Annotated in this window: 24 protein-coding genes; 12 read left to right on the top strand and 12 right to left on the bottom strand. The window is 36.2% G+C overall.

The window, feature by feature from the left end; translation table 11 throughout:
• Positions 1-16: 16 nt before the first annotated feature.
• The 3 genes from recJ to VMY36_01910 are packed head-to-tail and all read left to right on the top strand — an operon-like array spanning position 17 to position 4046.
• The gene (gene recJ, locus VMY36_01920; protein HUV42643.1) at positions 17-1660 is read left to right on the top strand and encodes a single-stranded-DNA-specific exonuclease RecJ; all 1644 of its coding nucleotides are present in this window, start codon (positions 17-19) and stop codon (positions 1658-1660) included.
• A gap of 38 nt (positions 1661-1698) precedes the next feature.
• The gene (gene aspS, locus VMY36_01915; GenBank protein HUV42642.1) at positions 1699-3063 is read left to right on the top strand and encodes an aspartate--tRNA ligase; all 1365 of its coding nucleotides are present in this window, start codon (positions 1699-1701) and stop codon (positions 3061-3063) included.
• Positions 3060-4046: a hypothetical protein gene (locus tag VMY36_01910; GenBank protein HUV42641.1), complete on the top strand. Its 987-nt coding sequence runs from the start codon at positions 3060-3062 to the stop codon at positions 4044-4046. Before aspS ends, VMY36_01910 begins: the two co-directional genes overlap by 4 nt.
• Here the strand turns inward: VMY36_01910 and VMY36_01905 are convergent.
• Complete coding sequence (locus VMY36_01905) at positions 4027-5079, bottom strand: hypothetical protein (GenBank protein HUV42640.1); 1053 nt, start codon at positions 5077-5079, stop codon at positions 4027-4029. The genes VMY36_01910 and VMY36_01905 overlap by 20 nt on opposite strands.
• Before the next feature lie 33 nt (positions 5080-5112).
• Between VMY36_01905 and gltX the strand changes: the two genes are divergently transcribed.
• Both gltX and VMY36_01895 read left to right on the top strand, forming a co-directional pair.
• Positions 5113-6414, top strand: a complete 1302-nt coding sequence (gene gltX, locus VMY36_01900) for a glutamate--tRNA ligase (protein HUV42639.1) — start codon at positions 5113-5115, stop codon at positions 6412-6414.
• Positions 6411-7628: a glycoside hydrolase family 1 protein gene (locus VMY36_01895; GenBank protein ID HUV42638.1), complete on the top strand. Its 1218-nt coding sequence runs from the start codon at positions 6411-6413 to the stop codon at positions 7626-7628. The genes gltX and VMY36_01895 overlap by 4 nt, the downstream gene beginning before the upstream one ends.
• A gap of 29 nt (positions 7629-7657) precedes the next feature.
• On the opposite strand, the gene VMY36_01890 is transcribed toward VMY36_01895, so the two are convergent.
• Positions 7658-8338 (bottom strand): phosphoribosyltransferase family protein, encoded by a 681-nt coding sequence (locus VMY36_01890; protein ID HUV42637.1) that lies wholly within the window; start codon positions 8336-8338, stop codon positions 7658-7660.
• Positions 8339-8347: 9 nt separating this feature from the next.
• Entirely contained in the window at positions 8348-9214 is an 867-nt protein-coding gene (pyrF, locus tag VMY36_01885; protein HUV42636.1) for an orotidine-5'-phosphate decarboxylase, read from the bottom strand.
• 384 nt (positions 9215-9598) lie between these two features.
• Here pyrF and VMY36_01880 point away from each other — a divergent pair, with 384 nt between their 5' ends.
• A complete protein-coding gene (locus VMY36_01880; GenBank protein HUV42635.1) occupies positions 9599-9922 on the top strand; it encodes an RNA-binding protein in 324 nt (107 codons plus the stop codon).
• Between the two features lie 348 nt (positions 9923-10270).
• On the opposite strand, the gene VMY36_01875 is transcribed toward VMY36_01880, so the two are convergent.
• Entirely contained in the window at positions 10271-10603 is a 333-nt protein-coding gene (locus tag VMY36_01875) for a YkgJ family cysteine cluster protein (protein HUV42634.1), read from the bottom strand.
• Between the two features lie 134 nt (positions 10604-10737).
• Here VMY36_01875 and VMY36_01870 point away from each other — a divergent pair, with 134 nt between their 5' ends.
• From VMY36_01870 to VMY36_01855, 4 genes are all read left to right on the top strand, one after another.
• Positions 10738-12327: a phospholipid carrier-dependent glycosyltransferase gene (locus VMY36_01870; protein ID HUV42633.1), complete on the top strand. Its 1590-nt coding sequence runs from the start codon at positions 10738-10740 to the stop codon at positions 12325-12327.
• 443 nt (positions 12328-12770) lie between these two features.
• Complete coding sequence (locus VMY36_01865) at positions 12771-13586, top strand: ABC transporter ATP-binding protein (GenBank protein ID HUV42632.1); 816 nt, start codon at positions 12771-12773, stop codon at positions 13584-13586.
• Between the two features lie 4 nt (positions 13587-13590).
• Positions 13591-14652 carry an ABC transporter substrate-binding protein gene (locus VMY36_01860; GenBank protein ID HUV42631.1) on the top strand — a complete coding sequence of 354 codons (1062 nt, stop codon included), beginning with the start codon at positions 13591-13593 and terminating at the stop codon, positions 14650-14652.
• Positions 14624-15415 (top strand): ABC transporter permease, encoded by a 792-nt coding sequence (locus VMY36_01855; GenBank protein ID HUV42630.1) that lies wholly within the window; start codon positions 14624-14626, stop codon positions 15413-15415. The genes VMY36_01860 and VMY36_01855 overlap by 29 nt, the downstream gene beginning before the upstream one ends.
• Positions 15416-15587: 172 nt before the next feature.
• Here the strand turns inward: VMY36_01855 and fabD are convergent, their stop codons facing one another.
• The 3 genes from fabD to VMY36_01840 form a co-directional block, all read right to left on the bottom strand.
• Positions 15588-16508, bottom strand: a complete 921-nt coding sequence (fabD, locus tag VMY36_01850; protein ID HUV42629.1) for an ACP S-malonyltransferase — start codon at positions 16506-16508, stop codon at positions 15588-15590.
• Between the two features lie 173 nt (positions 16509-16681).
• Positions 16682-17221: a GNAT family N-acetyltransferase gene (locus VMY36_01845; GenBank protein HUV42628.1), complete on the bottom strand. Its 540-nt coding sequence runs from the start codon at positions 17219-17221 to the stop codon at positions 16682-16684.
• A 96-nt stretch (positions 17222-17317) separates the two neighbouring features.
• Positions 17318-17947 (bottom strand): methyltransferase domain-containing protein, encoded by a 630-nt coding sequence (locus tag VMY36_01840; protein HUV42627.1) that lies wholly within the window; start codon positions 17945-17947, stop codon positions 17318-17320.
• A 221-nt stretch (positions 17948-18168) separates the two neighbouring features.
• Between VMY36_01840 and VMY36_01835 the strand changes: the two genes are divergently transcribed.
• Complete coding sequence (locus tag VMY36_01835) at positions 18169-18552, top strand: hypothetical protein (GenBank protein HUV42626.1); 384 nt, start codon at positions 18169-18171, stop codon at positions 18550-18552.
• Between the two features lie 108 nt (positions 18553-18660).
• Here the strand turns inward: VMY36_01835 and VMY36_01830 are convergent, their stop codons facing one another.
• Both VMY36_01830 and VMY36_01825 read right to left on the bottom strand, forming a co-directional pair.
• A complete protein-coding gene (locus tag VMY36_01830) occupies positions 18661-19206 on the bottom strand; it encodes a GNAT family protein (protein HUV42625.1) in 546 nt (181 codons plus the stop codon).
• Positions 19207-19372: 166 nt separating this feature from the next.
• Positions 19373-20533, bottom strand: a complete 1161-nt coding sequence (locus VMY36_01825) for an ATP-grasp domain-containing protein (GenBank protein HUV42624.1) — start codon at positions 20531-20533, stop codon at positions 19373-19375.
• Positions 20534-20812: 279 nt separating this feature from the next.
• Here VMY36_01825 and typA point away from each other — a divergent pair, with 279 nt between their 5' ends.
• On the top strand, positions 20813-22621 hold the full coding sequence (typA, locus tag VMY36_01820) for a translational GTPase TypA (GenBank protein ID HUV42623.1): 1809 nt from the start codon (positions 20813-20815) through the stop codon (positions 22619-22621).
• A gap of 107 nt (positions 22622-22728) precedes the next feature.
• Here the strand turns inward: typA and VMY36_01815 are convergent, their stop codons facing one another.
• From VMY36_01815 to VMY36_01805, 3 genes are all read right to left on the bottom strand, one after another.
• Entirely contained in the window at positions 22729-23034 is a 306-nt protein-coding gene (locus tag VMY36_01815; protein HUV42622.1) for a hypothetical protein, read from the bottom strand.
• A gap of 5 nt (positions 23035-23039) precedes the next feature.
• Positions 23040-23369: a DUF5674 family protein gene (locus tag VMY36_01810; protein ID HUV42621.1), complete on the bottom strand. Its 330-nt coding sequence runs from the start codon at positions 23367-23369 to the stop codon at positions 23040-23042.
• Between the two features lie 82 nt (positions 23370-23451).
• A complete protein-coding gene (locus tag VMY36_01805) occupies positions 23452-23658 on the bottom strand; it encodes a hypothetical protein (GenBank protein HUV42620.1) in 207 nt (68 codons plus the stop codon).
• Positions 23659-23729: the final 71 nt, after the last annotated feature.

Raw genomic sequence — 23729 nt, 5'->3', positions numbered from 1 at the left:
TTATTATGATAGCACAATGAGATGGAAAGTTTTAGCAAGAATTAAATCTACTAAATCCCAAGGAAGAAGAGAAGAAATAGTTAAAGCTCTTTTTAAGAACCGTGATTTGAAGACAAAAAAACAACAAAAAGAATTTCTTAATCCCAAAGATCCCTGCCAATTGACGCCTCAAGATGTTGGCATTTCCTTGGTTCAATTAAATAAAGCGCTTAAAAGAATTAAACAAGCAATTAAGAAAAAAGAAAAAGTCATTGTTTATGGTGATTATGATACTGATGGTGTTTGCGCGACGGCGATTATGTGGGAAACTCTAAATAAATTAGGTTTGAATGTCCTGCCCTTTATCCCTCGAAGAGAAGAAGGCTATGGTTTGAAGGTTGAGGTGATTGATCAAATGGTTAAGGAGGGAGTCAAATTAATTATTACTGTCGATCAAGGAATCGTGACTTATCGTCAAGTAGCTCATGCCAAAAAAACAGGGATTGATGTCATTATTACTGATCACCATCAGCCTGGAAAAAAGAGACCTAAGGCAAGAGCCATTATCCATACCACCCAATTAGCTGGTTGTGGTGTGGCTTGGTTTTTGGCCAAGTGGCTGGTTAAAAAAATTAAAGTTAAAGCCAGACCTCCTGATTTAGATTTAGTTACCATTGGAACAATCACCGATATGGTCCCTCTGGTTGGTCTTAACCGCTCGATTGTGAAATTCGGATTGAGCCAGGTTAACAAAACTAAGCGAGCTGGTTTGTTAGCTCTTTATCAATTCGCTGGTCTTGATAAAAAAGAGATTGATACCTATGAAGTCGGTTTTATTATTGGCCCAAGAATCAATGCCAGTGGCAGGATGGACGATCCGATGGAAGCGCTTCGCTTAATTTGTACTAATGATGAAAATCGAGCGATCAGTTTAGCCCAGAAAATTGACCAAAAAAATCGTGAGCGTCAGGAATTAATGAAACAAACCACTCTTCATGCTCGAGAACTTTGGTTAAAAGAAGATGGCGAAAGTCCTTTGATCTTTATTTACCATCAGTCTTATGAGCATGGTGTTGTTGGTTTGGTAGCGAGCAAATTAAAAGACGAATTTTATCGACCAGCCATTATTTTAGCGCCCAGAAAAGATCGTTGGGTAGGTTCGGGCCGGTCAATTGAAGAGTTTAATATTATTGAGGCCATTCGGGAATTGAAAGATATTATTGGTGACCATGGTGGTCATCGTTTGGCGGCTGGTTTTGATGTCAGCCAGGAGAAATTAGAAGAAGCTAAACAGAGATTAATAGAAAAGGCGGAAAAAGATTTAGGCAAGAAAAAATCAGGACCGAGAATAGAAATTGAAATAGAGGTTGAGTTAACTGATTTAAACTTAGCTCTTTATCAAGAAATTAATAAATTTGCCCCTTTTGGGATGAATAATTCTCAACCAGTTTTTTCCAGCCGGCAAGTAAGAATTGCTAATCTTAAAAGAGTCGGGGCTGATAATCAACATTTTAAATTTAGAGTTAATGGCTTTGAGGTGATTGCTTTTGGTCAGGGAGAATTATTACCTCAACTTTCAACCAAACAACCAGTTGACCTTGCCTATAATCTTTTTCTTAATCAATGGAATGGCCGCCAGCAGTTAGAGTTAAGAATTAAAGACATTAAAATTCCAGAATAAAATTGCAAAAAATCCTTTTAGAGGATAGAATCTAAAATATGGAAAGAACCCTTATTAAAGAAATACCTAAAAAGATAGGTAAAAAAGTTAGACTTAATGGTTGGATTGATCGGCGGCGCGACCATGGTAAATTGGTTTTTATTGACTTGAAAGATAGAACTGGCCTGGTTCAGATTGTCGGTAAAGAAAAACTAGGGGAATTAAGAATTTCGGATGTAGTGACAATAGAAGGCAAAGTTAAAAAAAGACCTAAGGATTTAATTAATCCTAAAATTCCCACTGGTGAAATAGAAGTCGAATTAGAAAAGATTGAGATTCTAGCTCGATCAGAAGATTTACCTTTTGATATTCGAGGTGATGGTTATCAAATTGGTGAAGAGACTCGGTTAAAGTATCGCTATCTTGATCTGCGCCGACCCCGATTAGTAAAAAATCTTGAAATTAGACATCGGGTAATCAGATTCATTCGTAATTGGCTTGATGAAAAAGGTTTTATTGAAATCGAAACACCAATTCTTTCCAAGGCTACACCAGAAGGCGCTCGTGATTTTCTTGTTCCCTCACGACTTCAGCCGGGCAAGTTTTACGCCTTACCCCAGGCGCCTCAGCAATACAAACAATTATTAATGGTAGCTGGATTTGAAAAGTATTACCAAATTGCCCGCTGTTTTCGTGATGAAGATCCTCGGATTGATCGGGCTTATGGAGAGTTTACTCAACTTGATTTGGAAATGTCTTTTACAACCCAGGAGGAGATTCTTAATCTTACTGAAGCTCTTTTTACTGAGATAACGGAGAAAGTTTTAAAAAAGAAAGTTTTTAAAAAGCCTTTTCCTCGTTTTAGTCATGCCGAGGCAATGAAAAAATTTGGCAGTGATAAATTTGATCTGCGTAAGAAAAAAGATCCTAAGGTAGTGGCTTTTGCTTGGGTGATTGATTTTCCTTTATTTGAAAAGACAAAAGAAAGAGAATTAAGTCCCTCTCACCATCCTTTTACTGCTCCCAAAGATGAAGATCTTCCTTTGTTAGATAAAGACCCAATGAAAGCGCGTTCTTGGCAGCATGACTTAGTTTGTAACGGCTTGGAGGTGGGTGGAGGGAGTATTAGGATTACTGATCCCAAGATCCAGCGAAAAATTTTTAAAATTCTAGGCCTTTCGGAAAAAGAGATAGAGAAGAAATTTGGTCACCTTCTTAAAGCGTTTGAATATGGAGTTCCGCCTCATGGTGGTATTGCTCCGGGCATTGATAGATTTTTGCTAGCGGCTCTAGGAGAACGTTCGGTACGAGAATTAATCGCTTTTCCGATGACGGCCGGTGGTCAAACATCAGTGATGGATGCTCCCGGTGAAGTTGATGAAGCTCAATTAAAAGAACTCAAAATCAAAGTAATGAAAAAGTGAAGCCAAAAAATCCCAATTTGACTACTATTAAGATAAAGAGAGCTTTTCTTTTTTTATTTGGGCTAATTTTTTTTCTTTTTCCCAGCAACAATTGGTATTCAATTGTTCAAGCTACTTACCAACCACCTAAAATCCAGCCAATCGAATTAGAGTTGCCTAGAGTGGCTGATTATCCCGTTAATTTTACTGAGATACCGGCACCATCTTTGACGGCTAAGTCAATCATTGTTGTTGATCGTGATTCAGCTGTCGTGATGTTTGCCAAGGACGAGAGAGTTCAACTTTTACCGGCTTCGACTGTGAAATTGATGACGGCTTTAGTAGTCCTTGACTACTATGATTTGGAAAGTACTTTGACAGTTATTGGCATCAATAATCAAGGTCAGGATATGAGATTAAAAGGAGGAGAAGTGATGACGGTTAAGAGTCTATTATTTGGGGTGTTAGTCGCTTCAGCTAATGACGCAGCTACTTTGTTAGCCCAAAACTACCCAGGTGGAGAAAAAGGGTTTGTTGAGGCGATGAATGAGAAAGCTAAGGAATTAAACCTGAACGACACTTATTTTGTTAACCCTACGGGTTTGGATATTGATGAGAAAGGTAATTTATTAGTTGGTTATTCTTATTCAACTGCTTTAGATTTAGCGAGATTAGCGAGCTTGGTGATTAAAGAGCCACTTTTAGGTGAAATGGTGGCCACTCCAAAAATCGTGGTCACTAATACGACCGGTCAATTTGAACATGTTCTTTACAATATTAATGAATTACTTTCTTGGCTGCCAGGGATGAAAGGGGTTAAGACTGGTTGGACTGAGGAAGCGGGTGAATGTTTAGTAGGGTATGTTGAACGAGATGGTCGGGGAATAATTACGGTTATTTTAGGCAGTCAAGATCGTTTTGGCGAAACCGCTAGATTAGTTGATTGGGCTTTTAGCAATTATCGTTGGGAGAATATCGCTCCAACTATTTCTCCGTCCAACTAGGGTCAATCGCCGGAACGTAAGCGAAGAAGTTTTGATCGCCTTCAAAAACATAAATTGGCTGGACAAAAGTTTGGGGTTCTTCAGAGTCATAATAGGCTAAATAAATTTTCCTAATGGTAATTTGTTTGTCATCATTTTGACCTAAATTAGCAATGTAACCTTGTTTTGATTGGAGTTCTTGCCAGGCATTATTAATTGGTTTAAGAGGATAGGTGGCTGAAGTATTGCGGTCAATCGGGTAGTAAATATATTTAATTTCAATAATCCGTTTACCCATTAGCCGACTACCAGAGAAGAGAAAGGAAACAAGGGCTTCTTTAGGGTTAGGTGGATAAATTCTCAAGTCATTAAGGTCAGCTCTAAAGAAATTAACTCGGACAAAATCAGCCTCGGAAAGAGAAATGGCGGGAATCAAATTGGGGGGAATATATTTTAGATAATTAAACTCGGCACTACCAGTGGCTAAATCTTCGGTCAACAGGCCATTGTTTTGAAGGAAACTTTTGGCTTCCTGGGCGGCCTGTTCATTAGTTGGCAGGTTTTTTTGAACTAAAAGTTCTTGATCATTTTCAAATTGATAACGAAGATAAAGATTGCCAGTATTGATATTCATTTCTAAAGTAGTTGCTGGAGTTGTCGTGGTTGTCCAGCGATAAGTATTTTCATTAACTTTTTCCGGTTGGCCAGTGAAACCCATCTTGCGAACCTTTTGTTTAGCCCTATCCAAAGCCAAGAGATTGGGCGGGTTTTGAGGTGAAAGGTAAACTCGACCAATATTATCAAATTGGGGTAGAGCTCCCTGGATAGTTTCTAAACGGTAAGATAATTCAGGCGTTTGTTTTTCTGGAAATTTTAATTTTGGTAAAGGACCAAAAGCCATGGTTGGTGGTGGTGGCGGGGGTGGGTGAATTTTTTTCCAGATATCAGTTCCAACCCCCCAGGCAATTTTCAGAACAAAGATAGCGACTAGGGCAATGACGCCGTATTTAAGCGCTTTCCGAGTCGTTTGGGCAGTTTGAGTTAGGGTTGCCATCTGGAAAATCTATTTTGAGTATAAAGTGATGCTATGCTAAAATCAAGGCAAATGAGTATCCGAGTCAGAATTTCGCCTTCGTCAACCGGCTTTGCCCATGTTGGCACCGCCTACATCTCTCTTTTTAATTATGCTTTTGCCAAAAAAAACAAAGGCAAATTTATTCTTCGAATCGAAGATACAGACATAAAACGACATGTACCTAAAGCGGAAAAAGCAATTTTTGCTGGTTTGCACTGGCTGGGTTTAAATTACGATGAGGGTCCGGACGTTGGGGGTAAGTTTGGGCCTTATCGGCAATCAGAAAGAACTAATCTTTATCAAAAATATGCCCAAGAATTGCTAGAAAAAAAACTCGCTTACCAAGACGAAGGGGCAATTCGATTCAAAGTTCCTCAAGGAAAAACCTCTTGGCAAGACCTTATTCGTGGAGAAATAAGTTTCGATAATGGGCAAATCGAAGATTTTGTTATCTTAAGGTCAAATGGCTATCCTGTTTACAATTTTGCCGTGGTGATTGATGATTGGTTAATGAAAATTTCCCATGTGATTCGAGGTGAAGATCATATTTCTAATACGCCTAGGCAAATAATGCTTTACCAGGTTTTGGGGGCTAAGGTGCCAGAATTCGCTCATCTGCCTCTTTTAAGAAATCCTGACCAGTCAAAAATTTCAAAAAGGAAAAATCTTGTCGCCCTTTCTTGGTATCAGAAACAAGGTTATTTACCTGAGGCAATGGTTAACTTTTTTGGTTTAATGGGCTGGTCTCATCCCAAAGACAAAACGGTTTTTAGTTTAGATGAATTTATTAAATACTTTTCTTTTAAGCGAGTTTCAACTTCGGCACCAGTTTTTGATTTAAGAAAATTGGATTGGTTGAATGGTGTTTACCTTAGGGAAAAGACAGATAAAGAACTACTTCAATTAATTAAACAATATGCACCTAAGGGAATGAGTGATACTTTAATCAAACAAACTGTTCCTTTGATTAAAGACAGATTGATTAAACTCTCTGATTATCCTGATTTAATTGATTTTTTTATTAAAGAACCAAAAGTTGATAGAAAATTACTCATTAAAAAAAGTCAGGGAGAAAAATTACTCAAAGAACAATTCGAAAAATCAATCATTGAATTAGAAAAAAACAAAGTTTGGGAGGCAAAAAGATTAGAAAAATTGTTCAGAGACTTAGTCAGAAAAAACAATTGGCATACCGGCAAATATTTTATGGCGACCAGAATTACCCTTACTGGTAAAACCGCCACTCCGCCTCTCTTTGAAACTATGGCCCTGATCGGTAAAGAGAAGACCCTTAAGAGATTAAAACAAATATGAGAAGAGACAATCAGAGCCAAAAGCTAGTCTTTCCAAAAGATTTTCTTTGGGGAGCCGCCACCGCTGCTCATCAAGTTGAAGGTAATAATAAAGGTAATGATTGGTGGGAATGGGAGAAAAGAAAAGACATCAAGGCTTCAGGGATTGCCTGTGATCACTATCGTCGCTTCAAAGAAGATTTTGCCTTGGCAAAAAAACTCAATCACAATGCTCATCGCTTTTCCATCGAATGGTCAAGAATTGAGCCAGAGGAGGGTAAATGGAATGATGAAGCAGTAAAACACTATCAAAATGTCCTTCAAACTCTTAAAGAGGAAAAGCTAAAGACTTTTGTTTCTTTATATCATGTTACTTTGCCTTTATGGTTTGCCAAAAAAGGTGGTTTTGAAAAAAAAGAGAACATTGAATATTTCAAACGCTTTTGTCTGTTTGCGGTTAAGGCCTTGGCTGATAAGGTCGACTTTTGGGTCACCATTAACGAACCTAAAACCATCGTGGCCGCCGGTTACCTACAAGGATTTTGGCCACCACAAAAGAAAAATAGGTTGCTAGCCCTTCGAGTTTACCGCAATCTTGCTTTAGCCCACAAAGAAGTTTACCAAGCCATAAAAAATGAATTTCCCAATGCTCAAGTGGGGGCCGTGATTAATATGCCGGCTTTACATTATTATGGTAACCATTTTTTAAGCCGAGCGGTGCCTTCATTCATCAAAATATTCCTGAATCATTCTTTTTATCGTTTGACCGGAAAAACCCATGATTTTTTAGGTTTAAACTACTACCTTTTTCACCAACTTCGCTTTCAGGATTTGAAAACGAAAGTCAACAAAAAGAAACTTGAAAAAACCATTCTCCTCGAAAGTTCGGACTTGGGTTGGCAATTTTACCCCCAAGGGATTTACGAAGTTTTGACGAGTTTAAAGAAATATAATCTCCCAATCTATATCACTGAAAATGGTGTGGCTGATGCCAAAGACAAATACAGAGAAAAATTTATTATCAATCATCTTCAATGGGTTCATCAGGCAATCCAGGAAGGAGTGGATGTTCGTGGTTACCTTTATTGGTCTTTAATAGATAATTTTGAATGGTCTTTTGGTTTTAAACCCCGATTTGGCTTAATTGAAATTAATTATAAAAACCAAGAAAGAAAAATAAGAAAGAGTGCTTATGCTTACGCAAAAATTTGCAAGGAAAATGCCATCATTTTGTAATTTTTTAAGAAGTTTTAGAAAAGAGAAAATTAGAGGCCTGCTAGGAAGTCATTTAAATCTGCTAATCCTTGGTTTATTCTTACATATTCTGGATTAGTAATCATTCCCATTCCGTTATAAAAAGCTAACATTTTATCCATTGTTAGAGCGGCATGAAGTTTAATTCCTTCGGCAGCAAGTTGTTCTTCGCCTCCTTGTTTTCTATCAACTAAGACAACAACGTCTCTTACTCTTAACCCTTCGTCTCTAAGAATCCTGACCGCTTCTAATTTAGAATCTGCATGGGTGATTAGATCGTCAACTAAAACTACAGTCTTACCTTTATCAAACGTTCTCATTCCATCTATTTTTACTCCTGCACCATGAGTTTTTATATCAGTTCGGGGTGTAATCATACCAACACCTAATCTGTCTGAAAGAGAAGAGACTAACGGTGTTGCGGCTGTAGGTACATCAGCTAATAAGTCAAATTTTAGGGGTTTGAGTAGCTCTTGATAAACATCAACTGCTGCAACTTTAGCTTCAGGTTCTCTTCGAAGAAGTCTGAGGTCAATGTAAACAGGTGACGGGGGTGCTTCTGGATGTTTATCATGTACTTTTAATCTAAAATCGCCGAATTTAATTGCACCAATAACAAATAGTTGAAGACATAACTGTGACTCTGCTGTTAAATTTTCTGGATTTAAAGGTTGATTTCCTCTTCTTTCCATATCCGTAGCTTATCTATATCTATTAATTTCTTCTCTTAATTTTTCAGTCTCTTGTCTGGCTGCCTCAGCAAAATCTGCTCCGCCTGAAGCAAAGATAATCCCTCGTGAAGAATTGACAATCATTCCCAAATTGCGGCTATCTTTGCCTGCTTTAATACTGGCTTCAACATCACCTTTTTGGGCGCCGATACCAGGAATGAGAATTGGTAAGTCGCCAACAACAGCTCTGATTCCAGCTAGTTCTTGAGGATAAGTGGCACCAGCAACGATAGCACAATTACCATTTTCATTCCAAGATTCAGCTATATTTCTAGCCACAATCTGATAGAGTGGGTTTTCGCCAACTAGGAGATCTTGAAATTCACCGGCACCAGGATTGGAAGTTCTGGCTAAAACTATAATACCTTTATCTTGACGGTCTAAGAATGGTTTTAAGGCTTCTCTACCAAGATAGGGATGAACAGTGACTGCATCTGCTCTTAATTCATCAAAAGCGGCCTTGATATAACCAAGGTTAGTGTTACCAATATCACCTCGTTTAGCATCAAGAATAACAGGAATATCAGGATGAAAATCTTTAATAAAATTTATGGTTCTCGCTAAAGCTCTCATTCCTTGTTCACCTTGAGCTTCGTAAAAAGCAATATTAGGTTTATAAGCACAAACTAAATCATAAGTCGCCTCAATAATTGCTCTATTAAAAACAGTCATTGTACGTTCTATGGAGTCGGTTCTTATTCCCAGGGGAATTTTAGAAAAATCTGAGTCAAGGCCAACACAAACAAAATTGCCTTGTTGCCAACGATTTTCTAATTTGGCAACAAATTCAGATTTAGGGGTTTTTAGAGTTTCAGATTGAGGAATTTCTCTTGGCATCTTATTTAGTTTATCGTATTAAACTTTTAGGGGGCAGACTGAATATTGAATTGACAATAAAATCTTTTTCACAAAAAGTCAAGAGGTAAAAAAACAATATAGAGAATTTTACCTTAGTTAGTAATTTTGAAATGGCTGAGTGAATTATTCTAAAAATTTTCTTGCCTTATAATTAACCATACAGGTCGGTCTAGAACCTAATTACCTTATATTTGAGAAAATGATGCAGTTGAAAAGATAATGTGTTATAATACAAACGTATCCCTTAAGGAGGGATATATTAACACCTGTTTCTTCTAGTCAGATAAGAAGATATCCTCCAAAGGTTTTTTCTGGTCGCCAGATAGAGACAGTATTTTAAAACAGAAGGGTGGTGAAAAATAAATGTCCAAAAAACTATTCGTTGGAGGGCTTCCTTATACTGTAACGAGCTCCCAAATAGAAGAAATATTCTCCAAATTTGGCAAGATTGTTTCTTGTGATCTAATCACTGACAGATATAGTGGTCAAAGCAAGGGATTTGCTTTTGTTGATATGGAAAACGACGAGGAAGCAGATGAAGCTATTAAGAAGTTAAATGACACTGAGATGGGAGGAAGAAAGATTGCTGTCAATGTTGCAAAACCAAGAGAAGAAAGACCGAGTTTTGACAACAGAAGGGAAGGTCCAAGAGACAGTCGAGGACCAAGAGGGGGAGGTTATCGTTAACTCCTGGTCTAATTTCTTATAGAAAGAAAACCATAAAAGGCCAAATTTTACCTGGAAAGTATTAGAAAGGTAGTTATATTTTGCGTGGAATAAAATTGTTTACTGGTCCGCAAGCGCTCTTAATATTGCTTCACGGATATTGCGACCGCGAAACCAACCATTCAAGTAAACCAGCGAGGGGTTTCTTTTTCTCTTTTGGAGGTAGAATTTGTCAATACGACCACCTTCTTCGAAGAAAATAACTATTAAATTGTCGATTGTCTCTTTGTTATTATTGATAAATTCATTATAGCACATGTATCTGAGACCGAAATTCTAAAACTGCTAAGTAGGCTGGTCTAGAGCCTTTTACTTCTTTCTCTTTTCCAGATTAGCTCGTTTCTTTTCAATCTGCTTAACCATTTTTTTGAACTTTTTCAACTTCGAGGTACAGAAAAACTCTCTGCAAACTTGGGGTCTGATTCTATGAATAGAACATTTGTTTCCCTGAAGATAGAGGCAATTGCCATCTTCTTTTTGCTTGAGAATGTTTGCTCCACACGCGGCTGCCTGGTGAAAGTCATCAATCAAGCCAAACTCCTCAAACTGAGTTTTGTATTTGCCTGACTGGTATTCTTCTTCGGTTAAATTCACTAAGAATAAATAACAGCAAAGGCCACACTGAGAACATTTGTTTATCATAAATAGAACTGATAAATTTGTTATAATTATACAGGATTGGTAAATTCATAAGTTTGGAAATCACCAAGTAGGACTAGCAGCTGGCGAAGGCACGGAAAATTAATAAAATTACCTGTCATGTTTAATTATCTGTCATGTTTATAAAGAAAACAGCGGTTATAAAAATTTTCCTTTTAACGGCACTTCTTTTTATATTTTTTACCAAGTCTGATTTGAAATTTAACAGATATATTGGTTACGAAAGCATTCCTTCAACTACTGATATCTATGACGAACTCAATTATATTCACGCTGGTTATTCATTTAGACAAACAGGCATTCCAACTGCTTGGTCTAATCTTGGTTGTTATCTAAAAAGCCCAGGAAAAACCAAACAAATATTTGGTTTTGATGGAATCAATATAAGAGTCAACGGCCAAGTCCCTAATATAATCAATGCCAAAAAATATAATTATCCTTTTTCGGTTGTTAAAGAAATTGACAGGGGTAAAGGGCAAGAGCACATTCTCTTTGTCCAGCCGTTTTTAGATCACCCCATTTTGGGAAGTTTAATCTATTCTCTAGGAATCAAAGAAAAATATGAAAGTTTTGAGCAATTTAAATCAGAAGACTACAGGGCTGTCGCTTTAACAATCTCATTAGTAAGCGGATTTTTAATATTTATCCTAACATTTCTTTTAACCAATGAAGTCTTACCTTCTTTCTTTGCTTTTATTATCTATTCAATTGCTCCTAGTTTTATCCTCTCCTCAAGATTCGCTTTATTAGAAAACATTCTAATTCCAATATCTTTGGCCAATTTAATTTTTCTATTTTTGTCTCAAAAAGTGAGATCAAAAAGGCAACAGGAAGCATTTATTATTCTTGCCGGGGTTTTTAGCGGCCTGGCCTTAATGGTTAAGGAACTGGGAATATTTTTGCTAATTGCTAATCTTTATATCCTGGTTTCTTCCAGGGCAAAAATAAAAAAGATTATTTATTTCCTGACACCGACAGTTATTCTTGGGTCTTCTTTTTATGTTTATGCTTTCTGGCTTTCGCCGACGCTTTTCAATGATTTGTTTTTTAGCCAGACTTCAAGAGAGTTTTTTGGACCGCTGAACCTTTTGGTTATAACTAAAGGATTAAATTTCAATAACTTCCCCGTGGATGGTTTTTGGCTTTGGGGAATTATCTCAACTGCTTTTATTAAATTAAAGAAAAGAATTAAATTAAATTATGTTTTTGTGGCCGCCGGTAGTTATCTTTTAACCCTTTTGTTTTTTGGAGGAGCAAATTATCCTTGGTACTATCTTCCCTTTATTCCGTTTTTTTCAATTGCGGCTGGTTATGAATTATATAAATTTATAAAATCACCAACCATTATTTCCTTGATTGTCTTTTTTACCTTGCCATTCTCCACGGCACTTTATTGGGGATACTTTAGTCTTAACCCAGAAAAAAATCAGATCGCTCTTTATCGGTTTTGTATCGCCCTGTTTGTTATTATTTTTGGAATTTATAGACAGAGAGTTAAAATCTCAGATTTTGTTTTTAAAATTGCCAAAAACAGAATTAAGTTGCTAACAAAACCTGTTTATCTTTCGAAAGCTTTAAGTTTTTTATGGTTTACCTTTGTTGCCGTTTTTCTTTTGAAAACTTATCAATGGTCAACAAGAGCAATACTTTTTATAATTGAAAACTGGGGCAATCTTCCAGAGACTTTTACCTTAAAGCAATTCTAGTAGAAAGGGATCTTCAAAACGCGTCTAAACTAGTAATTATTTAGGTAAAAGGCTTTAGTTTAGTTGCAAAATTTAACCAGCTAACTATTTAACCTAAAAAGATGTTAAATGCATCTTCTTGATAGATTTCGTTAAAATCGCGCGCGGAAAAGGGGTTATTAAAATGTTTTAATTTGTTGTAGCAGTGATTCAGTTGTATTTTCTGGTTTTGCTTCTATTGTATTATTTTAATCTTTCCAAACTGGTCGAAAAATGACTGGCCATAAAAAGAAACAAGTTCGAACTGTTTGCTTAGTCTAATGCATTAAAGCAAGGAGTACCTTCGAATGGACATGGGGTTTTACATCAAACTTTATTCTTTAGGATGAAAATGAGACAATAGCAGTAACTGTTAGTATAGATTAATAAATGAATCGAGTTCTAAAGAAAGGAACAAACAGTTTATGGAATCAGGTGATTGCATTTTAGAATTAAGAAATTTAAGTAAAACCTTTGATAATAACTTTAAGGTTATTAAAGATATAAATTTAAAGGTTAAAAAGGGAGAGTTTGTTTGCTTTATCGGTCCCTCCGGTTGTGGAAAAACAGTTCTTCTTTACACGATTGCAGGGTTTTTATCCCCTTCATCCGGTAAAATTTTAGCGAAGGGACTAGAAGTTAATTCTGTTGGGCTAGATCGTATTATGGTGTTTCAAGATCACATGCTTTTTCCGTGGAAAACGGTATTGGGAAATGTCTTATTCGGTTTATCTAACAGTAATTTGGACAAACATGAAAAACTTGCTTTGGCTGAAAAATATTTGGATCTTGTTGATCTTTTGAAATTCAAAGATTGGCCGATTCATAAGTTATCTGGGGGAATGAAACAGCGAGTAGCTTTTGCAAGAGCATTAGTAACCGATCCCGAGATATTACTTATGGACGAACCATTTTCATCCTTAGACTCTATCACTAGAAGACATTTAAGAAAGAGCCTAATTAAAATATGGCAGAAGACACAAAAAACTATATTATTTGTTACTCACAGTATAAATGAAGCGATATATATGGCCGATACAATTTATGTTATGAGTTCCAGACCCACAACTATCAAAAAGTCTTGTTCGATTAAATTTCTTCGTCCACGCGATATGTCTAATCCCAGGTTTACTAAATTACTCAGGAGAGTGGAAGACGATGTTCAGATGGAATTTGACCTCGATAGAAACCGTATGGAACCACAAGTGGACATTAATGATATAATAGCAGGCAATAGGTGAGCCAATGACAAAAAAGTTTAAAAGGATTTTAATCGCAGTGAGTGTAATTTTGGTAGTTGCTATTGCAGCAACTATGTTTATGGTAAGGTATTATTCCAAACCTAAAATAGACGAAAAAACTGCGTCTTTACCAAAAGTAATAGTTGGCTTTCCCATTCAATCTCTCGATGCAACCCCGATAATATTAGCTTATCAAAAAGGTTTTTTTCGTGAGCAGGGAATTGATGTCAGTTTAGTGCATTTACAATCTTCAGAAGGAGCCTTAGCAGTTGGTACTGGTCAAGTAGATATTACTATCACTGGAGCACGACGACTTTTTGGTCCAATAGAGAAAGGAGCACCAGTAAAGTTATTATCTATAATGAGTGATATGCCATCACACTTATTTGTTCGTCCTGACTCAGATATCGTAACTATTAAGGATTTAGAGGGAAAGAAGATTTCAGTTGGCCCCGCTGGCTCCCAAAAATTAAGAATAATATATGTTTTAGAGCTTGAAGGAGTAGATATTAATAAAATTGAATTTATAGATATTGAAAAACTCTATTTACCCATGGCTCTCATGGACAAGAAGGCGATAGATGCTGCCTTAATTGATGAGCCTGCTTACGTCGATAAAGCTAAGGAACAAGGCGCTGTTGTTTTGCCATATTGGTATGAGAAAGATCTGCAAAAAGTGCCAACTGGTTCTTCAGTGTCAATCAATACCGATTTCTTAAAGAACAATGTAGAAAATGTTAATAAGTTCTATAGAGCAATGATTCAGGCTCATCGTTATCTTAGAGATAATCTTAACGATTCCTCAATTATTATCACTGACTATATTAGAGAAAACACTAGCGGAGCAATGGATATAAAACCAGAGGAGTTTGTGAGGCAAGTAAACGATGAAGCAGTAAGATATATCCTTTGGCAAGACCCGAGTTCTATAGTAGAAATGGCGCGAATTAATTATGACTTGGGTTTCTCAGAGCGTGTTCTATCTCTAGATGATTTATATGACTTGAGATTCAAAGAATTGCTAGAATCAGCTCAAAATGAGATCTATAGCTCCGCGACAAATTAAAGAAATACTTCTAGCATCCATTCCATTCCTTTTTATACTTTTTTTGTGGAATCTTGTTGTTTATTTTAATTGGATGCCTAATTGGTTTTTACCATCTCCTTTGAAGGTAATACTAACGTTTAGAGAATTGATAAAAGACGGTACGATAGTAAAAATTATTATTGATACAGTGTCAAATCTTGTTCCCCCTTATTTAGTTGCAGTCGTTGTTTCAATTGTATTTGGAATATTAATTGGAACTAATGCGACTATAAGAAAAATATTCTTTCCGCTTATATCTACTCTTTATCCCATTCCTTCATTGGCTTGGTTGCCATTTATCATCATCATATTCGGTTTTACCAGGCTGTCAGTATGGGTCTTGTTATTTATCTCCAGTTTCTTAAAGATGATTTACAACATGATAGCAGGAGTACGCAATATTAATACCATTTGGATACTAGTTGCTAAGAATTTGGGCCTAAATAGATGGCAAACTATTTTTAAGGTAATTATTCCAGGTGCCTTCCCAAACATCATAACAGCTATGAGAATTGGTTTTGGTTCGATTTGGAGATCTGTGATCGGTGCGGAGATGCTTGTGATCGGTGCTGGAGGGTTAGGAAAATTTATCTGGACAGCTCAATGGACATATAGCTTCGACAAAGTTTTAGTTGGTATTTTATTAATCGCAATCATTGGGCTAACGATAGAAACGATTGTTTTCAAAAAAATAGAAGCGATTACTCTAGAAAAATGGGGTATCGTGAGTCAAGAAGCGTGAGTTTTGAAATTATATTGGGTTTGGCTGAGCAGGCCGGTCTAGGCCCTTACTATCCTTATAACTGAATATATTTTACCAAAAAAGTTTACACTGAGCGCAGTCGAAGTGAGACAAACGAAACAGTATTAAAAAAGAGACATAGGCCAGTCGTTTTGGTAATCTTTCCATAAAGTCAAAGATTCAAAGAACTAGCTTCAACATTTTTATCAATTCTTTTAAATAGTCTTGTCAGCGCTTCTCCCGGCCCTACTTCCAAAAACAAATCATACCCGTCTTCAACCATTCGTTTTACAGTATCTAGCCATAACACTCTCCCAGTCAGTTGAGCTATAAGCAACTCTCTAATTACCTGAGGATCGTTTTCATATTTTCTTGTAGTAGGAGAAATAAAATTAATCTCAGGTTTTTTTATGGTTGTTGATTTTAAAGCAATTGCCATTCCTTGCCGAATACTTTCCATTAAACCACTATGAGCGGCAATACTTATCGGTAAAACTTTTGTCATTTTAGCTCCAAGCTCTTTGGCAAATTCTCCCGCATTTTCTATGGCTTTTTGGTCGCCAGAAATAACTATCTGGTCTGGAGAGTTAATGTTGGCAATGGTTACATGAGCATTACCATATTCGCTAGAGAGTCTTTCACAAAGCATTTCTACTGTTTCCACTCCTAACCCAATAACTGCAGCCATTTTCCCAGGTCTTTGCTTACCAGCTTCCTTCATCAATCTTCCTCTTTCTGCCACCAATTCTACAGCATCCTCAAAAGTGAAAGCTCCTGCGGCTGTCAGTGCTGAGTATTCACCCAAACTATGACCTGTAACTAATCCACATAATTTACTACCTTTAATTATTCTATCCTTAAAGCCAGCAATACTTACAGTTAAGATTGCTGGTTGAGCTATTTCAGTTTCATTTAAAATATCTACGGGCCCTTCAAGACAAAGACTTTGTAAATTTTGCTTCCAACCTAATTTAGAAAGAACTACTTCGGCTTGGCTAAAAACATCCTTGGCAACTTCACTTTGCTCTAGAAGTTCTTTTGCCATTCCAAGTCTCTGACTTCCTTGGCCTGGGAATATATAAACCTCTTTCATATTTCATTACTCCTAACGCTTTGCGTTAAGGGGACTGTTTTCTTTTAATCTCGGTTTTGATAATTTTACTTGCCATTTTGTAGCTTTAGCGAAAGCTTGGCTAAGCGGATCGGTCTAGAACCTTTCTATCCTTATAACCGTTTTAAATACAAATAATAACTGGAACTAATAACTTAATTATTAGGTGATCGAACTAGGTAGTACCAATATTGGTCTAGAAGACCTATATTACCAAATAATTGTAAATTTAGAAATCTTTTAATGAAGTAATCAGTTAGGAAAAGAACGGGTAAACATTTAAATTTATATCGCTCAAATCTATTTATCTCTAAAATGTTTAACATAATTTTATTAGAAGTAGCGGCGTACAAGTAATCGTCTTGGTTGGATGTAATAATTTTATGAAGAAGAAGTTTAGAAATTCCTTGACGACGATATTTAGGTCTTACAAAGAAAGAAAAAATTGCATACCAATTCCGCCAAATTCTTACGACTTCTGCAAAACCAGCAAGCTCTTTTCCCCTAAGAGCAAATAAGAAGTTACCTTCTCTAATTGATTTATCAATTTGCTTAACTGATCTAAATGAAAGGTGCTGGTCAGATTTGGTTATATTAGAAATTTCAGAGCTAAAAATTATATCTTTAGATTGACTTGTTCTAATTTGTAACATAAAACCTTTTTGGCTGGGAGTCGTTGATGATTTCCGAACCATCAACTTGGACCATCCTGCCTTAGTTTATCAGAAGTCAATCAAATTTCTACAGATTTAGGTTTTCCTTGTGGACGAAGTTATAACTAGTTTAAATTTCTACTCTCTAATCTCTTCTTTGGGTTTTTTAACTACCAGAACATTTTTACCTAATAAAGACGACACGGCGTTTCTATGACGCCCAGCTAGGCTTGCCCATTTATCTATTTTCCTTTCGTCTATCTTCTGGCAAGTTACTGGAATGCCAAGCTGATGACTTAATCTTTCTGTAAATTCTTCGTCATAATTTCCTCCTAAAACAAAAATTTCTCCTCCTGGCTTAGTTATCCTTACAAATTCTTGCCAATTTGTAGGAGCGTATGAACACCAGAGAACATCAAAGGAGTTATCTCTATAAGGTAGTTCGTTTTTTATATCACCAATAGACTCTGCCATAAATATCTTTCCCGCTAACCTCCTTGGGCCAGATTGCTCGGCATAACTAATATCAAAATTTTCAAATTTTTTGGCAACCACTTTATACTTACTCGTTAACTCAAAACCCCAATGAGTTCTTCCTGCCCCTAGGTTTAGAATCTCTTTTCCTCTTAAGTCTGTAGGCTCTTTCCCTGTCGCAGCAAACATTATCTCCACTGGTCTATATGTAGAAACTAATCTTCCCCTGCCTGCTTCTTTGGCTTTTACATCTATCTGCTTTACCCGAAATTCGTCTTTGCTGATTTCATCCATGTTTTTATTTTACCAAAACACGCCTTTTAACAAAACCACAAACAAAAAAGCCCAACAAATAGGTCTTTTTCTAGCTGGGAGTCGTTGATGATTTCCGAACTTATAAATTTATCTTTCCAAGAATAGTTTATCAAATGACAGCTAAATTTCTATAATTTACAATTTTTTAAAATATAAAGTTTAGTTTGCCTTATAGGGCATAATATATTAAAATTTCAAGTATGAAAGAAATGGAATTGCTTTGGGCAGATCAAGATCATATAAGTGTGTGGGGAGACCATTTTAAATGTCTTGAACAAAGTGGAAAATTTCAAATTACCAAATTAGATTCAATTGAAGACGAAGAGATTTTAAAAAACTGCGAAGGAAAAAATGCAGTAATCATTCATAGTGGAACTTTAAGACCTATGGCTGGCTTAAAAGGTTTATTACAAGAAATTAGAGCTGGAAACCCAGAAATAAAAATAGGTTTAGAAACTAATATAGTTCATCCGATACTTGAAGGTTTGGTTGATTTTTATATTGATAAACCAATTACTGTGGAAGATCTTGAAGAACTTTTAAGAGAGAAAATAGGAACTAAATCGATAATCAATCCAAAATAAAAAACTAATTCTCTTTTTTCAAACAAAATTTCAATGATTTAAAATTTTAAGCTGAGCAGTGTGGTCTAGGACCTTCCGATCCTATAACTACTAGTACAGTGTTAAGTTTTATTTCCATTCAGACTTTAACACACTGCACACTTGGCAATCCAAAAATCTCCCGTCAACAAACTCGAATTGTCGAACAACGCCTTCTTTAACAAAGCCCAATTTTTTGGCGATAGCACAACTTGAAACATTTTCAGTGGAAGCTTCTAAGCCAATACGATTAAGATTAAGTATCTTAAAGGAATAATCAACCAATGCCTTGACCGACCGTGTCATTATTCCTTTCTTTTGTTGATTCTTACTTAACCAATATCCCAGGCTTGCCCTACGATTTGGTTTACTTAATCCGTGTAAGCCGATACATCCAACTAACTTATCTGCTAACCAAATTCCCATTTCTATTCCCTTATCGTCTTTCATTTCTTGAAGTGATTCACGAATAAACTTTTTTGAATCTGCTTCAGTTTTAACATTTGGAACCCATGGTAACCAAGGCTGTAAATATGCCCTGTTTTTATCAGTAAGCGCAAATAACTCGGCAGAGTTTTTTAAACTCCATGTCTTAAGATATAAATCCTTATCAACTTTAATTAGAATTTTTGACATATCAAACCTTATAATTACACATTAAGTTTTCAAGCTGAGCGGATCGGTCTAGAACCTTTCTATCCTTATAACTAAACACTCTAATTGTATCATTCCGAGGCTAAATGAGACAAATGAAACAGAATGAAAAAGGGGAAATTTTAAATTACTAAAAAAATTAAATAATTCAGGTTATTGGAGATACTGGGTGCTTGCTAATCATTGGAGTCTTTACTGTAGCGACTACAGCTTTTCTTTTAGAAGTATTTTTTGGTGAGCTAATCCGTCTAACTATTTCTTTTATAATAATCCTTATTAGTTTCTTGGCTTCAATTTCGTTTTCCTTGATTGATAAATTCCAATCCAATCCTGGTCCGGTATTCGCTTCGAGAAGATAGACATTACCGTTATTGCTAATAATAAAGTCAAGAGCAAATAGAGAAGATCTTTTATCTAAAATCTTAGCAATATTTCTAGAAACTGCTACTACTTTCGAAGGCACTTCATTCTTTGGTATATATTTTAGTAATCCACCTTTGTGCTCATTACATCTAAAGTCTCCTTTCTTAGCCATTCTTATGTATGTTTGAACAATCTTTTTTCCGAGGTATATTAACCTGATATCGGTTGAAACTGAAGAGTTTTGATAACTGAAGCCTTTATCAAATTTTACAAATGGTTGAATAACAAATGATATTTTTTTATGCTTTTTCATTGATGCCATCATCATATTGGATTGATTGGCTTTAAATTTGTAGACATTTCTCCCGCCAGCTCCGAATCTGTTTTTCATTATAATTTCCTCGGAAAAATCGTCTTTGTACGGATGTCTGGCTATTTTCTCTTTTAGCGCCTTACACTCTTTATCAACTCCTTTTCTGGTACGATCATCAATAGTTACTGTGGGAATAGAAAATTTATGGAGCTTGTTGTAAGTTTTTTGTTTGTCAAAACAAAGATTAAAAAGGCAGGGATTATTAAAAGGTCTGATTCTTCCTGAAGAAAAAAGTAAATTACGATTTATTTTTATGCTTTTACTCGTCGGAGAGAATTTGTCAAAAATCAGTTTTGAAAAGCCTGTTTTTCGGATCTTTATCCAAGTTTCATTTTCGAAGAGCCAATAACTTCGACATTTTCCTGCACCCACAATATCAGCAGATGTTGTAAAAGCCGCTTTTAAATTGTTTTTTCGGCAGGTTTTCAAAAAGTAGCCATAAACTAGGTTGTAGCTTTCACTATCAGACCCTTTGGCAAATGGGGCAGTAACGTCTTCGGATACAGAATTGGCACTGATGGCGAGTCTTTTAGAGTAGACAATCAAAACGTCAAAGGTGGTAATTTGGTTCATAAAAAAGTTTTTACTAATAAAGCACAAAATAAATCTTAAGGGAGAAGAAATATTTTTATGTGGTTAATACTCTTAATTATACATCTTATTAGAGCCTAGGGATAGGTGATTCTAATTTTGATTCGTCCTCGCAGAATTTTGGTCGATAAAAATAAGAGCAATCCCTTCCACAGTTTGCCAAATATCCAGATAATTTATTTTGACACGGAAATGAAGTATAATAGGCGTCGGGTTGAAATGCCTAGAAATAGGTATTTTTTATTAATAGGAGTTAATTTTATGGAAATTCGCAATATAGCCATTATCGCTCATGTAGATCACGGTAAAACCACTTTAGTGGATGCTTTACTTCGCCAATCTGCCACCCATCTTGGCAAAGAAATGACCGATACCGTCTGTATTATGGACAGTAACGAATTGGAGCGCGAACGAGGCATCACTATTTTTTCTAAAAATGCCTCGATTATGTGGCGTGGTGTCAAAATTAATATTATTGATACGCCGGGACACGCCGACTTCGGGGGTGAAGTCGAACGGGTTTTGCAAATGGCTGACGGCTCGCTTTTGTTAATTGATGCTCATGACGGCCCCATGCCTCAAACCAGATTTGTTTTGAAAAAAGCTTTGGAGTTAAAACATAAAATTATTGTGGTCATCAATAAAATTGATCAATCTAATGTCAATATCAGTAAAGCTTTAAACAAAACTTTTGATTTGTTTATTAACTTAGGGGTTGATGAGCAAACGGCTGAGTTTCCCATTGTTTATGCATCGGCAAAATTTGGTAAAGCCGGACTGGACCCGGATCTTAGTAAAATGACTGATATTTCGATTTTGTTTGAAGAAATTATTAAACAGGTGCCTGCTCCGAAAGCTGACTTGAGCAAACCCTTACAAATGCTGGTTACTTCTATTAGCCGGGATAATTTTAAAGGCCGAGTGGCCCGGGGTAGAATTTATAATGGCAGTCTAAAAGCTAACCAGGAAGTGATGCATATTAATCGCATAGGGATAATGAAAAAATATTGTTTAACTTCTTTAATGACATTTCAGGGTTTGGAACAAGTGGAAACACCCCAGGCTCAAGCCGGAGAAATTGTCGCCATTGCCGGGATTCCTGATATCACTATCGGCGAGACAATTACTGACGTTCTAAAACCTCAAGCACTGCCTCTTTTACAAATAGAAGAACCGACAGTAAAGATGACTTTCGAAGTTAACTCTTCACCATTTGGCGGCAGGGAAGGTTTATACACGACCTCCCGTCAAATCAGGGAAAGATTATATAAAGAACTGGATAATGATGTGGCCTTGCGTATTGAAGATAGCCCACAAGGCGGCTGGATTGTTTCCGGCAGAGGCGAACTACATCTGGCGATTTTTATCGAACGCCTTCGCCGTGAAGGTTTTTCTTTGCAAGTTTCCCAACCGCAAGTTATTGTGAAAAATATTGGCGGCCAAAAAATGATTCCTTGTGATGAGGTTTTTATCGAAGTACCGGAAGAATATTCTGGTGCGGTTATCCAAAAATTAAACAGCCGTTTTGGCGAAATAAGACAAATGCAAACCAATAACAATATCGTTTATCTTGAATTTATTATTCCTACTCAGGGACTATTCGGTTACCGGACTAAATTTATGATCGACACCCATGGCTTAGGTATTTTAAATACCGTGTTTTATAAATATATACCCCAAAAAGGCACCTTGAAAGAAAGAGAGCATGGCTCCTTGGTTGCCCATGAGTCAAGTCTGACCAGGATTTATGGTTTAACTAATGTTCAGGATCAGGGAGAATTATTTATCGGTCAAAATGTGGAAGTTTATAAAGGCCAGGTAGTTGGTCAAAACTCCCGGCTGGGTGATTTGTCTGTTAATGTCTGCAAAGAAAAACAATTATCCAATATGCGTTCCAAAGGTGAGGGGGTTACCAGACATTTAAATACACCAAAAATTATGGATTTGGATGCCGCCCTGGATTATATTGATAATACGGAGCTGGTTGACGTTACTCCCAAGGCAGTAAGAATCAGAAAAATAATTTTGGATTTAAATGAAGCCAAACGCCAAGCAAAAGGTCTTAAATAGATCTGCCTTTTTTAAAATTTATTCTAAAGTTAAAATTCTTATGTTGAGCAGGCCGGTCTAGCCCCATTCTAGCCCTATATTCGAGTCCAAAAAGTCTAGATTTTATTTTAAATAAGTTTGGAGCGGTGGGTGAGAATATTTCCCCAAGTCATCATATCCTCTGCCCAAAAAACCGGATTCTTGGGTTTTTTGATACCCTCTTTTTCAAGAGAGTGATATTCCTTCACAAAATTATTAAAAGTACTCATAAAGGCACTAGGTAAGGAATTTTTGTCTAAATCTTGAATATAAGAAGAAGTATTTCTCAAAAAAGTCTTTATTCTTTCTTTTTTACCGGAATAATCATCGGCGGCCCAATTACCTATACGGTTCAAGTTCATGGCAATATCTAATACTTTAGCTCGATTATCCATATATATTAAAGAAAAAGTTTTTTAATGATATCATCAAACTTTTTTCTTATATCTAAAGAAAGAATGTCTCTACTGGGATTTTCCTGATTGGGTCTTAAATTTATAACTGAATTATAATCAATCTCTTTAGTTTTAGCATCAAAACCGCCTCCCCATAAATCTTTCTGCTTTGATCCATTTGTTAGTAGTATTTTCTCTTCTTCGAAATGTCTACCTGCTCCGCCGGCAAGAATTTCTCTTTCAACGTCAACAACAACTTTTATATATCCATCAAAATGTCTGCCTAATTCGTGGAGTTGCTTCTTTGTTACCTTCTTCTTAATTATAATATTCATGATTTAGGCCATTTTAACATTTTCATAAGTTATTTGAAGTTCTAATTTTGAAGAAGGAAAGTCATTGGGTGTGGCTTTTGTATTAATATTTAATGAAGTCTCTCGCGTTGATGTCTGAACCTGATTTCAAAGTGTCCTTTTCTTTAGCAAAATCTAAGATTAATTGGGCAATTTTATCAGATGCGATGTCTTTAAAATTTTTCATCCGTGTGGCTACACCACCAGAAACAAAATTATAAACTTTAAGATTCGGATACTCTTTAGTAAGAGCTTGAGTAAAACCTCGCACACCCTACTTTATCTCCCACTAAATCTACCCAGCCTTTTTCTAGCACTTTCAAGGTGTAATAACTAAAGCAC

Source organism: Patescibacteria group bacterium (genome assembly GCA_035529375.1).
Lineage (GTDB): Bacteria > Patescibacteriota > Microgenomatia > PFEM01 > JAHIFH01 > DATKWU01.
Note: the sequence above shows the minus strand (reverse complement) of the source record. Positions and strands in the feature narration are given on the sequence as shown.

Bases quoted from the DNA above. Each gene is read 5' to 3' on its own strand.
- VMY36_01815 (HUV42622.1), bottom strand. From the start codon at position 23,034: ATGGATAATCGAGCTAAAGTATTAGATATTGCCATGAACTTGAACCGT.
- VMY36_01840 (HUV42627.1), bottom strand. From the start codon at position 17,947: ATGGATGAAATCAGCAAAGACGAATTTCGGGTAAAGCAGATAGATGTA.
- aspS (HUV42642.1), top strand. From the start codon at position 1,699: ATGGAAAGAACCCTTATTAAAGAAATACCTAAAAAGATAGGTAAAAAA.
- VMY36_01845 (HUV42628.1), bottom strand. From the start codon at position 17,221: ATGGTTCGGAAATCATCAACGACTCCCAGCCAAAAAGGTTTTATGTTA.
- VMY36_01835 (HUV42626.1), top strand. From the start codon at position 18,169: ATGAAAGAAATGGAATTGCTTTGGGCAGATCAAGATCATATAAGTGTG.
- VMY36_01890 (HUV42637.1), bottom strand. From the start codon at position 8,338: ATGGAAAGAAGAGGAAATCAACCTTTAAATCCAGAAAATTTAACAGCA.
- typA (HUV42623.1), top strand. From the start codon at position 20,813: ATGGAAATTCGCAATATAGCCATTATCGCTCATGTAGATCACGGTAAA.
- VMY36_01810 (HUV42621.1), bottom strand. From the start codon at position 23,369: ATGAATATTATAATTAAGAAGAAGGTAACAAAGAAGCAACTCCACGAA.
- VMY36_01855 (HUV42630.1), top strand. From the start codon at position 14,624: ATGAGATCTATAGCTCCGCGACAAATTAAAGAAATACTTCTAGCATCC.
- VMY36_01880 (HUV42635.1), top strand. From the start codon at position 9,599: ATGTCCAAAAAACTATTCGTTGGAGGGCTTCCTTATACTGTAACGAGC.
- VMY36_01895 (HUV42638.1), top strand. From the start codon at position 6,411: ATGAGAAGAGACAATCAGAGCCAAAAGCTAGTCTTTCCAAAAGATTTT.
- recJ (HUV42643.1), top strand. From the start codon at position 17: ATGAGATGGAAAGTTTTAGCAAGAATTAAATCTACTAAATCCCAAGGA.
- VMY36_01905 (HUV42640.1), bottom strand. From the start codon at position 5,079: ATGGCAACCCTAACTCAAACTGCCCAAACGACTCGGAAAGCGCTTAAA.
- gltX (HUV42639.1), top strand. From the start codon at position 5,113: ATGCTAAAATCAAGGCAAATGAGTATCCGAGTCAGAATTTCGCCTTCG.
- VMY36_01830 (HUV42625.1), bottom strand. From the start codon at position 19,206: ATGTCAAAAATTCTAATTAAAGTTGATAAGGATTTATATCTTAAGACA.
- VMY36_01875 (HUV42634.1), bottom strand. From the start codon at position 10,603: ATGATAAACAAATGTTCTCAGTGTGGCCTTTGCTGTTATTTATTCTTA.
- VMY36_01860 (HUV42631.1), top strand. From the start codon at position 13,591: ATGACAAAAAAGTTTAAAAGGATTTTAATCGCAGTGAGTGTAATTTTG.
- VMY36_01865 (HUV42632.1), top strand. From the start codon at position 12,771: ATGGAATCAGGTGATTGCATTTTAGAATTAAGAAATTTAAGTAAAACC.
- VMY36_01870 (HUV42633.1), top strand. From the start codon at position 10,738: ATGTTTATAAAGAAAACAGCGGTTATAAAAATTTTCCTTTTAACGGCA.
- VMY36_01825 (HUV42624.1), bottom strand. From the start codon at position 20,533: ATGAACCAAATTACCACCTTTGACGTTTTGATTGTCTACTCTAAAAGA.
- pyrF (HUV42636.1), bottom strand. From the start codon at position 9,214: ATGCCAAGAGAAATTCCTCAATCTGAAACTCTAAAAACCCCTAAATCT.
- fabD (HUV42629.1), bottom strand. From the start codon at position 16,508: ATGAAAGAGGTTTATATATTCCCAGGCCAAGGAAGTCAGAGACTTGGA.